Raw genomic sequence first — 14,440 nt, 5'->3', positions numbered from 1 at the left:
TCATCTGTTTTGACCGGCCCGGCTTAAACGAGACTTGTTCAAGCTGCGTAGCCACCCGACCGTTGGATGTGCAATCCCGGAGAACCTACAAAGTAGGTGGGCGCCGTATGCAACGGACCACGGCCCAAAGCAGGGACAGCTCCCTAAGGAATGCGTAAGGCCCCGGGGATAAGTGTCCTGACAAATCGGGCAGCCACGATTACCGCATATAGAGGCAAGCCTGCGCAATTACCAGTGCGGCGCCGCGTTGATCGCAAACGAAGTCTTGAGAAGCGCGGATTTGGCCGCTCAGTCGTTGGCCGTGCGCAGGCTCTTCGTAAGTCCGTCCGCAAGGCTTTCAATGCGCGCCGCAGCGGTGTTTACGGCTCTCGAAAGATCCTGTTCATTCTGGCTCATATTATTAAGGGCAGCCACTTGCTGATCTTTGGCGACCGCCAACTCCTGTTCCAGCCGTGTGACTTTACGTTCCAGTTCCGACAACTGATCGGTTGCCATGATGCCGGCCATCACAGTCAGGCGCTGATCACCGATCTCACCGAAGGCGGATTTGAGCTCGCCAATCCAGCCATCGAACCGCGCAGCCAATCCTTCGAGGCGCTGCTCTTCGCCATCATCACACGCCATCCGGAAGGACTTGCCATTGATGGTTACGCTAATCTGAGCCAAACCGCATCAGCCTCCGTGGGTATCCAAAACGCTGCGGATCGTTTCCATGGCGGTTACCAGCCGACGGGAAACATCTTTGTTGGCTTCTTCAAGCCGGGACGCGCGTGCTTCGCTTTCGTCCAAAGAGGCAGCCAACTGAGACCTGTCCTCCCCCATACGCTGCAGATCGTCCTGAAGGGAATTGAGAGAACGGTCTGCATCCAAACGGCGCTGGACGGCAGTCTCTAACTGGCCGAGGGCGGTTTCAAGGCGCTTTACGGCATCGGACAGGCTCGTCTTTTCCATGACATCGACTTCCGCCATATAAAGCGTCACCTCAATCCCTCTTGGAGCAGCTTTTGCCGCTTTGTGTTATGCCATACCCTCAGCGTAGCTTTTTCGCATGAAAAAAGCAGCGTCCGCAAACAACCAGCGGGTTTCGCGCTTTTCCTGGCAACCTGATAAATCAAAAAAGGCAAATCCGGCTCCGGCAGCTGAGATTAGGTGCACCGTATTCTTCCCGTCAATGGCACCATTGTTAGTTTCCTCAATTCGATAACCCCCAAATGCGGAATTTATTCCCTCTTTCCCTATTCAGGGCTTTATTGACTCGCTGACCGTTCCTGATATTTGTCTGGCGCCTGATCGGAACTGACAACAGTTGCCTTTAAAGAAACAACGCACCTTACACCTCCACGCCGGACGGTCCACGCTGGCGGCAGGGGCTCCAACGCAAGCGACGGGACACAGATGAGCGATCTTGAAAAACACCAGCGCATGGCGAATGCAATCCGCTTTCTTGCCATTGATGCCGTGGAACAGGCCAAATCCGGACACCCTGGATTGCCAATGGGCGCGGCCGATATCGCCACTGTCCTTTTTACAGAATTTTTGAAGTTTGACCCGACCGCGCCGAGCTGGGCTGACCGCGACCGGTTTGTTCTGTCGGCGGGTCACGGATCCATGCTGCTTTACAGCCTTTTGTATCTGCTCGGCTATGAAGACTTCCCGCTCGAAGAATTGAAAAACTTCCGTCAGCTGGGCGCAAAGACCGCTGGTCACCCGGAATTTGGTCATGGTGCGGGTATCGAAACGACCACAGGCCCGCTGGGTCAGGGCCTCGGCAATGCCGTCGGTATGGCGATCGCGGAACGCCTGCAAGAAGAGCGTTTCGGCAAGGATCTCGTCAATCACTATACTTACGTGCTGGCCGGCGACGGCTGCCTGATGGAAGGTATCAGTCAGGAAGCCCTGTCGCTCGCAGGTCACTTGAAACTGAACAAACTGATTGTGATCTGGGACGACAACGGCATCTCGATCGACGGCGCTGTCAGCATCACAGACTCCACCGATCAGGTCGCCCGTTTTGCTGCTTCCGGATGGAACACGCTGAATGTCGACGGGCACGACCCTGATGGCATCGCAGCTGCAATCCGGCAGGCACAGGCCAGCGACAAACCAACACTGATCGCAGCAAAAACAACCATCGGCTTCGGCGCCCCGACAAAGGCCGGTACGGCCAAGGTTCATGGCGCTCCCCTCGGCGCTGAGGAAATCGCAGGCACCCGCGAGACACTGAACTGGCCGCATGAGCCATTTGAGGTTCCAAGCGACATTCTGGACGCCTGGCGCATTGCCGGCCTTCGTTCAGCCCACGCTCACAAGGATTGGCAGAAGCGCTTTAACGATGCGGACACCGAAACCCGCGCTGAATTTGAACGCCGCAACCGCGGTGATCTTCCGGCAGGGTTTGAGCAGGCTGTACTCGACTACAAGAAGAAGCTTGCCGAAGAACAACCGACCATGGCAACGCGCAAAGCGTCCGAGGCTGTCCTTGGTGTCATCAACGGTGTCATCCCGGAAACGATCGGTGGATCTGCCGATCTGACGGGGTCCAACAACACCAAAACGGCTCAAACCAACCCTGTCACCCCGGATGACTTCTCAGGCCGCTACATCCACTACGGCATTCGCGAACACGGCATGGCAGCCGCGATGAACGGCATGGCCCTGCATGGCGGCCTGATCCCCTATTCCGGCGGGTTCCTGATTTTCTCCGACTACTGCCGTCCATCGATCCGCCTCGCAGCCCTGATGAACCAGCGCGTTATTCACGTCATGACGCACGATTCCATCGGTCTGGGTGAAGACGGCCCGACCCACCAGCCGGTTGAACATTTTGCCGCGCTTCGGGCGATCCCGAACCTGACGTTCTTCCGTCCGGCTGATATCACCGAGACGCTGGAATGCTGGCAATTGTCGCTGGAGAACAAGGATGGACCGTCCGTTCTTGCCCTGACACGTCAAAACCTGCCGTCCCAGCGTAAGACTTTTGAAGAGAAGAACCTGAGCGCAAACGGCGCGTATGTTCTGATCGACAGCGAAGATGACGCAGCCGTTACGATCTTTGCCTCGGGTTCTGAGGTGGAGATCGCCGTTGACGCGCACAAGGAACTGATGGGCTCAGGCATTGCCGCTCGCGTTGTTTCCGTGCCGAGCTTTGAACTCTTCGAAGCACAGTCTGCAGATTACAAGGAGGCCGTCATTGGCTCCAGCCCGGTCAAGGTCGCCGTCGAAGCCGGCATCCGCATGGGGTGGGACCGGTTTATTGGCAATGACGGTCTGTTCATCGGCATGACCGGCTTTGGTGCCAGTGCACCTTACAAGGAACTGTACGAGCACTTCGGCATCACGAAGGATGCTGTTGTTGCTGCAGCCAAGGAAAATCTCAACGCTTGATGTAACGTTTCCCGGCAGCGCGGCGTCTCAGCACGCTGCCGGGATTTTTTTGGCGTTCATTTTGCCTTTAAATCGATTAGATATAGTAGCCTTTGAATAGGCGCAGGGCCTAAGCTGGCTCCAAATGCGGGAGAAAACTATGGTAACCAAGGTAGCAATCAACGGCTTTGGCCGTATCGGCCGCAACATTCTGCGTGCCATTGTCGAATCTGGCCGCACTGATATTGAGGTCGTCGGCATCAACGATCTCGGCCCGGTCGAGACGAACGCTCACCTGCTGCGCTATGATTCCGTCCACGGTAAATTTCCGGCAACGGTCACAGTTGACGGTGACACGATTTCCATCGACGGCGGTAAACCGATCAGGGTAACCGCGATCCGCGACCCGAAAGAACTGCCTTGGGGAGAACTGGGTGTCGACATCGCCATGGAATGCACAGGCATTTTCAATTCGAAGGACAAAGCAGCCGCACACCTCGATGCCGGCGCAAAGCGCGTCCTCGTCTCTGCACCAGCGTCTGGTGCCGACAAGACGATCGTTTACGGAGTCAACCATGACACCCTGACGGCTGAAGACCTTGTCGTTTCCAACGCATCCTGCACCACCAACTGTCTGGCACCGGTCGCCAAGGTTCTGCACGATTCCGTCGGCATCGAAAAAGGCATGATGACGACAATTCACTCCTACACCGGCGACCAGCCGACCCTGGATACGATGCACAAGGATCTTTATCGCGCCCGTGCAGCGGCCATGTCCATGATCCCGACCTCAACCGGTGCGGCCAAAGCTGTAGGCCTTGTCCTGCCGGAACTGAACGGCAAGCTGGACGGCTTCGCAATGCGCGTTCCGACCCCGAATGTCTCAGTGGTTGACCTCAAGTTCATCGCCAAGCGCGAAACCACGGTTGAAGAAATCAATGCTGCTGTCAAAGCGGCAGCTGGCGGCGCGCTCAAAGGCGTTCTCGGCTACACCGAAGACAAGAACGTCTCCGTCGACTTCAACCACGATCCGCACTCCTCAATCTACCATATGGATCAGACCAAGGTCATGGACGGTACGATGGTGTCGGTGCTGTCCTGGTATGACAACGAGTGGGGCTTCTCCAACCGGATGGCAGACACAGCCATTGCGATGGCAAAACTGATCTAATACATGGTCTGGATGGACAGCCATCTGCTATGACATATAGGCGGATGCAGGTCTCCTGCATCCGCTTTTTGTTTGCTTAAAACATCCAACCTGGGGGCACGCTTGCTCGAGCTTTTCACTGTAATTTCACTAACGATTGTTGTTGCCATCGTTCCTGGCCCCGATTTCGCCGTTGTCCTTCGCAACGCGCTCATCGGCGGTCGTTTGGCCGGTATCATGACCGCACTTGGCATCGCCCTCGCCTTGGGCGTTCACGTTACTTACGCTCTTGCCGGGATCGGCCTGATCGTCTCGCAGTCCATTTTTCTCTTTAACGCACTCAAGCTCATCGGCGCAGCCTATCTGGTGTTTCTAGGCGTCACCATGTACCGGACAGCTTCAAGGGAAATGCCCGCAGACAGCGCACTTGCCGGTATGCCGCCGCTCAAGGCCCTGCGCTGGGGTTTCTTCACCAACGTGACAAATCCCAAGGCGACAATGTTCGCTCTCAGCGTCTTTCTGCAGGTCACCTCCCCGGAAACAGCGCTTTGGACCAAGGTCAGCTACGGTGTGATCATGGCCAGCGGCGTATTCCTTTGGTTCGTGCTTGTCACCTTCTTCTTCACGCTGCCGCCAGTGCGCCAGCAATTCATCCGCGCAAAACTCTGGATGGAACGGTCCTTCGGCGTTCTCTTGACCCTTTTCGGGATCGGCATCGCTGTTACAACCAGTTCAACCCGCCCCTGACAACTAGGTGGATCTCATGACTTTCAAGACAATCGACGACATCACCGATCTTGCAGGCAAACGTGTCCTCGTACGCGTTGACCTCAACGTTCCGATGGACAATTACAAAGTCACCGACACAACCCGTATCGAACGGGTTCTGCCAACGATCAAGGAACTCTCCGAAAAAGGCGCCAAGGTCATTCTGCTTGCACACTTTGGCCGCCCAAAAGGAGAAAAGGTGAAGGAAATGTCCCTTGCAGCAGTTGCGCGAGCCGTTTCCGACTTGCTTGGCAAGACCGTTGGCTTTGCGGAAGACTGCATGGGCCCCTCAGCGGCCGGCGCCGTTGCGGTCATGCAAAGCGGCCAGGTCCTTCTGATGGAAAACACCCGTTTCCACAAAGGCGAAGAAAAGAACGATCCGGAGTTTGCAAAAGCGCTCGCCGCCAACGGCGACGTTTATGTAAATGACGCGTTTTCCGCAGCCCACCGGGCGCATGGTTCGACGGAAGGCATCGCCCAACTTCTGCCAGCATATGCAGGCCGGACGATGCAGGCAGAGCTAGAAGCACTCGGCTCCGCGCTTGGTGAACCGGTTCGCCCTGTTTTGGCTGTTGTGGGCGGCGCTAAGGTCTCGTCCAAGATCGACCTTCTGGAGAACCTCGTTGCCAAAGTGAACATGCTGGTGATTGGCGGTGGCATGGCCAACACTTTCCTGGCCGCCAAAGGCGTCAATGTCGGCAAGTCGCTGTGCGAACATGACCTCGCGGACACGGCAAAGAAGATCATGGCTGCTGCGGAAACCGCTGGCTGCGAAATCGTGCTGCCGGTCGATGCCGTTGTCGCCAAGGAGTTCAAGGCAGGCGCTGACAACGAAACCGTGTCGGTGGACGCTATACCTGAGGATGGCATGATCCTGGATGTTGGCGCAGCGTCCGTTGAGGTGGTGAAGTCGAAAATCGACGCTGCCAAGACCCTGGTCTGGAATGGGCCCCTCGGTGCCTTTGAAATCGCCCCGTTTGATATTGCGACTGTGGCGGCTGCCAAGCACGCTGCCGAGAACACCAAATCCGGCAAACTGAACTCTGTTGCCGGTGGCGGTGACACGGTGGCAGCACTCAATCATGCAGGAGCTGCAAGCGATTTCTCCTATGTATCGACCGCAGGCGGCGCATTCCTTGAATGGCTTGAAGGAAAGGAACTGCCGGGCGTAAAGGCTTTGGAAAGCTGATCAACAGCGCTTCGGGAGATTGAAATGCAGCGCGCTTTTACAAACATTCTGACTGAAGAGGTCGCGGTCACCGCGGCCTTTTATCAGAAGCTCCTGGGTTACACGGTGAAGTTCTCTTCTGACTGGTTTGTAAACCTGGAGGCCCCTGATCGAACGGGCTTGGAGCTTGGTATACTTCTCACAAGTCATGAGATTGTGCCTGAGGCCGCCCGGCATCAACCCGCAGGCATCATCTTGACGTTTGTCGTTGACGATTGCGATGCGGTTCACGACAGAGCATCGGAGTTGGGTGCAAACATCATAGAAGCACCGCGCGACATGCCCTATGGACAGCGACGGATGATCTTGCGCGATCCAGCAGGAACCATCATCGATGTGAGCTCACTGATCAAGGCTGGCGGCTGAAGCCTCGAAAAATGCATGATTTAATTCATAGGTCAAATTAATCACAACCGGGTAGAAACCGGCATCGCCTTGAAATTAAATTGATTTAAGAAACCTCTCGCCCCTTTTCCTCTGCCGGATTCTTGATAGAACCACCGGAGATTGACGCACCGCAACACCCGGATCGTAATACAACCCTAATGTGGATGCTGCGATACCGGCTTCTGGGAGACATAGATGGCCCGCATTACACTCCGCCAGCTGCTTGATCACGCTGCCGAAAACGATTACGGCGTGCCGGCATTCAACATCAACAACATGGAACAGGCGCTGGCCATCATGGCGGCAGCCGACCAGACCGATTCGCCAGTGATCATTCAGGCCTCCCGCGGAGCACGGGCCTACGCACATGATGTTATGCTCAAGCACATGATGGATGCGGTTGTCGAAATCTACCCGCACATCCCGGTCTGTGTTCACCTGGACCACGGCAATGCGGCTCAGACCTGCATGACAGCCATTCAGGCTGGCTTTACATCCGTCATGATGGACGGCTCTTTGGAAGCGGACGGCAAAACTCCTGCGTCCTGGGATTACAACGTCGGCGTCACAAAAACCGTGACCGACATGGCGCATCTCGGCGGCATCTCGGTCGAGGGTGAATTGGGTGTTCTAGGTTCCCTTGAAACCGGAATGGGCGACAAGGAAGACGGTCACGGTGCTGAAGGCAAGCTGACAGAAGATCAGCTCCTGACCGATCCGGATGAAGCGGTAAAATTCGTCAAGGAAACCAAGGTCGACGCGCTGGCAATTGCCATGGGCACAAGCCACGGCGCCTACAAATTCACCCGCAAGCCAGACGGTGACATCCTTGCAATGCACGTAATCGAAGAGATCCACCGCCGCCTGCCGGATACACATCTTGTGATGCACGGGTCCTCTTCGGTGCCACAAGATCTTCAGGACATTATCAACCAGTATGGTGGAGAAATGCCGCAAACCTGGGGAGTGCCGGTCGAAGAAATCCAGCGTGGGATCAAAAACGGCGTGCGCAAGGTCAACATCGACACCGACAACCGCATGGCCATCACAGGTCAAATCCGCAAGATCTTGCAGGATAACCCTGGCGAATTCGATCCGCGCAAATACCTGAAGCCAGCACGCGAAGCGATGCAAAAGCTTTGCGTGGCCCGTCTGGAAGCGTTCAACACCGCAGGCCAAGCGTCCAAGATCAAGAAAATCGTCACGCTGTCCGACATGGCTGCCCGCTACCAAAATGGTAGCTTGGATCCGAAGATCGCCTGAGTATTGGCAGCATCTGACACGATGGTCAGATCAAAAACTTGAAAGAGGGGCCTTGCGTCCCTCTTTCGCCGTCTTTAGGGACAAGAAACAGCGGCAATACGTTGCCAAATTCAAGATGTATCAGGACAGACATTCGTGAACCGACCCCGCCTTTTCCTTGTGACACCGCCTGCGTTCGATACCGCAACGCTTGCAGATCAGCTGAAGCAAGCTTTCGCGGGCGGAGATATCGCGTGTGTGATGATCTACATGCCGGATGCGTCAACAAAAGACATTCAGGCTGCGGCAGATGTTCTTGTCCCGATCATCCAGGACGGCAGCGCAGCCGCCCTGGTCTATGGTGACACACAAGCTGCAGGCCGCTCTGGCGCCGATGGGGTCCATGTCGACAAGTCCCCTGAAGACGTAAAGCTCGCCGTGGAGAGCTTCCAGCCAGACCGGGTCGTCGGGACAGGTGGAACCAAAACGAAACATGATGCCATGGAATTGGCAGAGACCGGCGTCGACTACCTGTTCTTCGGCAAGCTGGATCTGACGGAAAAAGAAACCGCCCACGACAAGACCCTGTCAGGCGCCAATTGGTGGGCGGAACTTTTCGAGACACCCTGTGTCGCCTTGGCGGGCAACACACTTGATACACTTGCCGAAGTGGCGGCCACTGGCGCCGACTTCGTTGCCCTGAAGGACGCTGTCTGGCATTCTGAAGACATCGCCAAAACAATTTCAGATGCCAACACGGTGCTTGAAGCGCACCCGTTCCCGGAGGTTGACTGACAGCCGTATGAGAGGTCTCAAACCGGCCATGGATAAACTGATCACCACCCCCGTGGTTCGGCAAACTACAGCAGCAGCATTCGTGTCTGCCGCTTTGTTTGGATTACCTTCTGCCGCATCCGCACAAGCGGAAACACCGGCGGCAGATATCTCGGCAGTTGAAGCCCCAGGCACTGCGAAACTTCCTGCACTTGTCGATGTCACGACACGGGACAAGACCATTGCCAGCCTGATCGATTCTGGCCCCCCGTCTCTGGCCGATGGGGAAACGGCTTCCTCAAACACAGCCTACAGCGCCTTCCAGCGGGGCTGGCATTTGACCGCTTTGGCTCTGGCAACGCCCCTCGCGGAGAACGGCGACCGATCCGCGCAAGCGTTGTTGGGTGTTCTCCACGAGGCAGGGCTTGGTATCAAGCAGGACAAGGCAAAAGCTGCAGACTGGTATGGTCTTGCAGCGGCACAAGGCGACAATGGGTCTGCGCTTCAGCTCGCGCAACTATATCTGCTCGGCGATGCCATACCCCAGGACAAGGCCAAGGCGGCCGAACTCTTCGAACAAGCTGCCGAAGCGGACAATCCATCCGCGCTCTATAATCTTGCGATCCTTTACAAGGAGGGCGAAGGGCGGCCTTACAATGAGGAAAAGGCACGGGAACTTCTCGAAGAAGCTGCTCAACTCAACGACCCTGAAGCGCAATACACACTCGCCTTGGCATACCTTGAATCCGGTGACGGTCTCAATGATCCTGGCAAAGGCGCCTTCTGGATGGGGCGCGCTGCCCGCAGAGGTCATACCTTTGCGCAAGTCTACTACGGCATTCTCCGGTTTCAGGGCCGCGGCGTAGATCCCGATGAAAGCGAAGCTGCCGATTGGTTTGAACGCGCAGCAACTGCTGGAAACCCCGTCGCCATGAACCGGCTTGCCCGGGTCTATGCCTATGGCCGCGGGCGCGAGCATGACAATGCTGCGGCTGCCGGATGGCATCTCATTGCCCGGACACTTGGAGTGTCCGACCCGACACTGGACGGCATCTTCGGGACCCTGGACGACGAGACGCTTGCTGCTGCAAGAAAGCTGGCGGAGCAGTATTCCGCGACCTTGATGGCACCATCGGACGAATCGTACCTGAACTCTCCGTAATCCTGGCAATTGCCCGAATGTTTGTGGCCGGAGCTCGCTTTTTTCCTTGAAAGAAGCGAGCATTTATGGTGGACAGGCGCAATCCTTTGTTGGCGCGGTCTATTGAACTGATTTTTGCGCCGTACAAGATCCAGACAAATCAAAAATCGGTCGTTCCATGAAAATCAACGGTAACGAAATCAAGCCGGGCAACGTGCTTCAGCATCAGGAAACCCTGTGGGCCGTCGTCAAGGTTCAACACGTAAAGCCTGGTAAGGGCGGTGCGTTTGCACAGGTCGAAATGAAAAACCTGCTCGACGGCCGCAAGCTCAATGAGCGCTTCCGGTCTGAAGATAAAGTCGAACGCGTCCGTCTTGAGCAAAAGGACTTCCAGTACCTTTACACGCAAGACGACATGCTGATCTTCATGGACACAGAGACATACGAACAGCTGGAATTGCAGACAGAGTTTGTTGGCGATCGCGCCGCCTTCCTGCAGGACGGCATGATGGTGACCGTGGAACTCCATGAAGAGCGCCCGATCGGCATCACACTGCCGCAACACGTCACGCTGGAGATCAGCGAAGCCGATGCGGTGGTAAAAGGCCAGACCCAGTCTTCGTCCTACAAGCCGGCACTCATGGAAAATGGCGTTCGTGTGATGGTTCCGCCGTTCATCACCGCTGGCGAGAAGATTATCGTCGACACCGGTACGCTGGAATACGTGAAGCGCGCAGACTGACGCCTCAGCTAGCTGAACATCTGGCGCAGCGGGTCTGCCGTTGCGCCCAACAACAAGTGAAACAACATGGCCCGCACAGCAATCCTCAACGTCATGGTTCAAGCCGCGACCAAAGCCGGTCGCAGCCTTGTCCGCGACTTTGGTGAAGTTGAAAACCTGCAGGTATCCCGTAAAGGTCCTGGAGATTTCGTTTCGGCTGCCGACCGTAAGGCTGAGGAAATCGTGCGGTCCGAGCTGACCAAGGCCCGTCCGACTTTCGGGCTCGTTATGGAAGAAAGCGGTGAAGTTGAGGGAACGGACGGTCAGCATCGCTGGCACATTGACCCTCTCGACGGTACGACCAACTTTCTGCACGGCATTCCGATTTTCGCAACATCCATTGCGCTTGAGCGGAACGGCGAGATTGTTGCCGGGGTGATTTACAATCCGGTCATGGACGAGCTGTACACCGCCGAACGTGGCCGCGGCGCTTTTCTCAACGACCGAAGACTTCGCGTTGCGGGACGGACGGAACTGCCGGAGATGGTGTTCGGAACCGGCTTGCCGTTCATCGGACGCGGTGATCATGGCCGTACCTTGCGCGAGCTGCGCCACATCATGCCGGAAGTGGCGGGTATTCGCCGGGCTGGCGCCGCAGCGCTCGATCTGGCCTGGACAGCGTCCGGCCGGCTCGACGGGTATTGGGAGCGTGACCTAAACTCCTGGGACATAGCAGCCGGTCTGTTGATGGTCCGCGAAGCAGGCGGCTTCGTCAGCGATCTAGACGGCAAATCCAAGATGCTGGAGACCGGCGATGTTGTGGTCGGCAATGAGGATGCCCATAAGCACCTCTTGCGCCTGCTTAAAAAAGCAGCGGCCCCGCAACAAGCTTAATACCCCACATGCACCCGCAAATGTCATCTGCCGGCAGCCCAATGAGGCCTGCCGGTTTTTGTGCTTTCCAAATTTAATTGGGGTTGCAGGGCCGATTCACGGTTTCCAAGAGGTTAAAAATCACGCTATCAATCAATGACCTCTGCAGAATGGTGATTGACAGCAAACATGGCACGTGAATTTGACCCCTACAGCCTGTCGAGCCCGAGGGCCTATCTGACGTTCATGATCATCTTCCTGGTGATCGTCGCTTTCATTGCCTTCATTCTATTTCCGCAAGTCTCGACGGCTTTCATGAGTAACCCGGGCCTCAACGGCCTGATTGTCTTTGTAGGCGCCTTTGGAGTGCTCCTCCTTTTTGGCCGCGTTATTCGTTTGTTTCCCGAAATTGCATGGGTCAACAGCTTCCGGATTGGAGATCCTGCGCTCGACACCCGGTCTCCCGTTCTGCTCGCACCGATGGCAGCCCTGCTCGGCAACAAATCCGGCGACATGGCGCTGACCCCGACAATTGCTCGTTCCATTCTCGATTCCATTGGCATGCGCCTTGAAGAATCCCGGGAAATATCCCGATATCTGACCGGGCTGCTGGTTTTTCTCGGTCTGCTCGGGACGTTTTGGGGCCTCTTGCAAACAGTGAGTTCGGTTGGCGCGACCATCCAGTCCTTGGATGTCGGCTCTGGCGACGCTAATGTCATCTTTGAGGACCTGAAAGCTGGCTTGGAAGCCCCATTGTCCGGTATGGGTACTGCGTTTTCATCATCCCTCTTCGGTCTGACGGGATCCTTGATCCTCGGATTTTTGGATCTGCAAGCAGGTCAGGCACAGAACCGGTTCTACAACGAATTGGAAGACTGGCTATCAACCGTCACGGACATCGATCCGGAAGACGGTATGTTTGCCTCCGGCGATTCCCCGGGCGTCGAACAGATCCAGGCTTCGATTTCTGCCTTGCAAAAAAGCGTTGAAGAGGGCGGAAGCAAAACCGCCTCCCAAGCCATGGCAAACCTCGCCGAAGGTATTCAGGGTCTGGTCAAACATGTGCGCTCCGAACAGCAGATGATGCGCGACTGGGCAGAATCTCAAGGCGAACAACAAAAACGGATTGAGGGTCTACTGGCCTCAATCTCCGCCGCGTTCGACCGGGCGAAGGAGTAATCGCGGATGGCTGGCAGCCTCAGATCGCGCCGCCGCGCCCAACAGACCGACTACTGGCCCGGCTTCGTAGATGCGATGGCCACGCTCCTGTTGGTTATTATCTTCCTTTTGTCGATCTTCATGATCGCGCAGTTTTTTCTCTCACAGCAACTGTCCGGACGCGACACGGTTCTGAACCGGCTGAACGCCCAAATCAGCGAACTGACCGAGCTGCTCGCACTGGAACGCGCCTCCTCGGGCGAACTGGAAGACACCATTCTTGGACTTCAGGCCAGCCTCAGCAGCGCTGAAGCTGAACAATCTCGCCTACTCGGCCTTCTGGAAAGCAGCTCGGGAGATGCCGAGGCAGCCGGCGGCAGAGCAGCACAACTTGAGAATCTCCTCGACGATGAGCGTCAGGTCAGCCAGGAGGCCTTGGCGCAAGTCGAACTGCTCAACCAGCAAATTGCGGCTCTTCGCCGTCAGATCGCAGCAGCAAATGCCGCGCTTGAAGCCTCTGAAGCCAAGGAAGCCGAAAGCCAGGCAAAAATCGCGAGCCTTGGCAGACGGCTGAACGCCGCTCTGGTGCAGCGGGTTCAAGAGCTATCGCGCTACCGGTCAGACTTCTTCGGAAGGCTTCGTGAAATCCTTTCCCAACGCTCCGACATTTCGGTCGTCGGCGACCGCTTTGTCTTCCAGTCGGAGGTGCTATTTGATTCAGGCTCTGAGGATATCAACCCGGAAGGCCAGCAGGAATTGGACAAGCTTGCGGAAGCAATCCTCGAATTAAGCGGACAGATCCCGGATGAGATCAACTGGGTCTTGCGTGTGGATGGTCATACCGATGCCCGGCCGCTTTCCGGCACTGGACGCCTGCGCAACAACTGGGAACTGTCGGCAGCCCGTGCCATCTCGGTTGTCCGGTATCTCATTGAGAAGGGTGTCGACCCAAAACGGCTGGTAGCTGCGGGCTTTGGCGAGTTCCAACCGCTGGAGGAAAGTGAGACGCCGGATGCTTTGGCGAAAAACCGCCGGATTGAGCTGAAACTAACTGAGCGCTAAACTGCTAGACCCATCTCGATCTATGAAATCCGTTCTTTAAGGAAATTTTCAGGAGGCAGTATTGCTCAAAGGTCGTTGCGATTGCGGAAAAGTCCGGTTTGAAGTCCCAGAAGTTAGAAAAACAGTCACGATCTGCCATTGCGGACAATGCCGCCGCTCCAGCGGACATACTTGGGCGTCGACCCACGCCCCTTTCGAGGAATTGCAGTTCACAACTGACGAAGGCCTGACTTGGTATGAGTCTTCTGATTTTGCCAAACGCGGCTTTTGCAAATTCTGCGGGTCCAGCCTGTTTTACCGCATGAACACCGAAGATGGCATCGGAATAGCCGCCGGATGTCTGGAGAGCCCGACCGGGCTGGAAATTGGCAAACATATCTTTGTCAAAGACAAAGGTGACTACTATGACATCACCGACGACGCCCCACAGATCCAGAAATTTTAGCCGACGTCCGCACCTCGTCGCAGGTTAGGAAGAGAAACAGACGCCGGGCCGCATTGGTTTCCACCACTGACATGCAAAACAAAAAACCACCGGATGACACCTCACCCGGTGGCTCAAGAATTGTTGCT

The 14,440-nt window shown here is 56.2% G+C and carries 15 protein-coding genes and 1 other RNA gene; 13 read left to right on the top strand and 3 right to left on the bottom strand.

Going from position 1 to position 14,440, the window contains the following annotated elements; genetic code table 11:
* Nucleotides 1-44 precede the first annotated feature (44 nt).
* The 3 genes from ssrS to SADFL11_RS20870 form a co-directional block, all read right to left on the bottom strand.
* A non-coding RNA gene (ssrS, locus tag SADFL11_RS20880) (6S RNA) lies at nucleotides 45-199 on the bottom strand.
* Nucleotides 200-288: 89 nt separating this feature from the next.
* Nucleotides 289-666 carry a cell division protein ZapA gene (locus SADFL11_RS20875; RefSeq protein WP_040451023.1) on the bottom strand — a complete coding sequence of 126 codons (378 nt, stop codon included), beginning with the start codon at nucleotides 664-666 and terminating at the stop codon, nucleotides 289-291.
* A gap of 6 nt (nucleotides 667-672) precedes the next feature.
* On the bottom strand, nucleotides 673-951 hold the full coding sequence (locus SADFL11_RS20870) for a DUF4164 domain-containing protein (protein WP_040452559.1): 279 nt from the start codon (nucleotides 949-951) through the stop codon (nucleotides 673-675).
* 444 nt (nucleotides 952-1,395) lie between these two features.
* On the opposite strand from SADFL11_RS20870, the gene tkt reads away from it, so the two are divergent.
* The 13 genes from tkt (at nucleotide 1,396) to SADFL11_RS20805 (ending at nucleotide 14,312) form a co-directional block, all read left to right on the top strand.
* Nucleotides 1,396-3,384, top strand: coding sequence for a transketolase (gene tkt / locus SADFL11_RS20865; RefSeq protein WP_008188908.1), 1,989 nt, complete (start codon nucleotides 1,396-1,398; stop codon nucleotides 3,382-3,384).
* 139 nt (nucleotides 3,385-3,523) lie between these two features.
* A complete protein-coding gene (gene gap / locus SADFL11_RS20860) occupies nucleotides 3,524-4,534 on the top strand; it encodes a type I glyceraldehyde-3-phosphate dehydrogenase (protein WP_008190614.1) in 1,011 nt (336 codons plus the stop codon).
* A 102-nt stretch (nucleotides 4,535-4,636) separates the two neighbouring features.
* The gene (locus tag SADFL11_RS20855; protein WP_040451024.1) at nucleotides 4,637-5,260 is read left to right on the top strand and encodes a LysE family translocator; all 624 of its coding nucleotides are present in this window, start codon (nucleotides 4,637-4,639) and stop codon (nucleotides 5,258-5,260) included.
* A 16-nt stretch (nucleotides 5,261-5,276) separates the two neighbouring features.
* Nucleotides 5,277-6,470, top strand: coding sequence for a phosphoglycerate kinase (locus SADFL11_RS20850; RefSeq protein ID WP_040451025.1), 1,194 nt, complete (start codon nucleotides 5,277-5,279; stop codon nucleotides 6,468-6,470).
* Between the two features lie 24 nt (nucleotides 6,471-6,494).
* Nucleotides 6,495-6,875, top strand: coding sequence for a VOC family protein (locus tag SADFL11_RS20845; protein WP_008188624.1), 381 nt, complete (start codon nucleotides 6,495-6,497; stop codon nucleotides 6,873-6,875).
* A 216-nt stretch (nucleotides 6,876-7,091) separates the two neighbouring features.
* Nucleotides 7,092-8,159, top strand: coding sequence for a class II fructose-bisphosphate aldolase (gene fba, locus SADFL11_RS20840; RefSeq protein ID WP_008195820.1), 1,068 nt, complete (start codon nucleotides 7,092-7,094; stop codon nucleotides 8,157-8,159).
* Between the two features lie 135 nt (nucleotides 8,160-8,294).
* Nucleotides 8,295-8,933 (top strand): thiamine phosphate synthase, encoded by a 639-nt coding sequence (locus SADFL11_RS20835; RefSeq protein WP_040451026.1) that lies wholly within the window; start codon nucleotides 8,295-8,297, stop codon nucleotides 8,931-8,933.
* A gap of 7 nt (nucleotides 8,934-8,940) precedes the next feature.
* The gene (locus SADFL11_RS20830) at nucleotides 8,941-10,074 is read left to right on the top strand and encodes a tetratricopeptide repeat protein (protein ID WP_134853101.1); all 1,134 of its coding nucleotides are present in this window, start codon (nucleotides 8,941-8,943) and stop codon (nucleotides 10,072-10,074) included.
* A gap of 157 nt (nucleotides 10,075-10,231) precedes the next feature.
* Nucleotides 10,232-10,795, top strand: coding sequence for an elongation factor P (efp, locus tag SADFL11_RS20825; protein WP_008196321.1), 564 nt, complete (start codon nucleotides 10,232-10,234; stop codon nucleotides 10,793-10,795).
* 66 nt (nucleotides 10,796-10,861) lie between these two features.
* Complete coding sequence (locus SADFL11_RS20820; protein WP_008191746.1) at nucleotides 10,862-11,668, top strand: inositol monophosphatase family protein; 807 nt, start codon at nucleotides 10,862-10,864, stop codon at nucleotides 11,666-11,668.
* 168 nt (nucleotides 11,669-11,836) lie between these two features.
* Nucleotides 11,837-12,826, top strand: coding sequence for a flagellar motor protein MotA (locus tag SADFL11_RS20815; protein ID WP_040451027.1), 990 nt, complete (start codon nucleotides 11,837-11,839; stop codon nucleotides 12,824-12,826).
* 6 nt (nucleotides 12,827-12,832) lie between these two features.
* Entirely contained in the window at nucleotides 12,833-13,867 is a 1,035-nt protein-coding gene (locus SADFL11_RS20810) for a peptidoglycan -binding protein (protein WP_008188981.1), read from the top strand.
* 61 nt (nucleotides 13,868-13,928) lie between these two features.
* Complete coding sequence (locus tag SADFL11_RS20805) at nucleotides 13,929-14,312, top strand: GFA family protein (RefSeq protein WP_040451028.1); 384 nt, start codon at nucleotides 13,929-13,931, stop codon at nucleotides 14,310-14,312.
* Nucleotides 14,313-14,440 lie beyond the last annotated feature (128 nt).

Origin of the sequence: Roseibium alexandrii DFL-11 (assembly GCF_000158095.2) — a bacterium.
Taxonomy (GTDB): domain Bacteria; phylum Pseudomonadota; class Alphaproteobacteria; order Rhizobiales; family Stappiaceae; genus Roseibium; species Roseibium alexandrii.
This window is presented reverse-complemented; position numbering and strand designations above follow the sequence as displayed.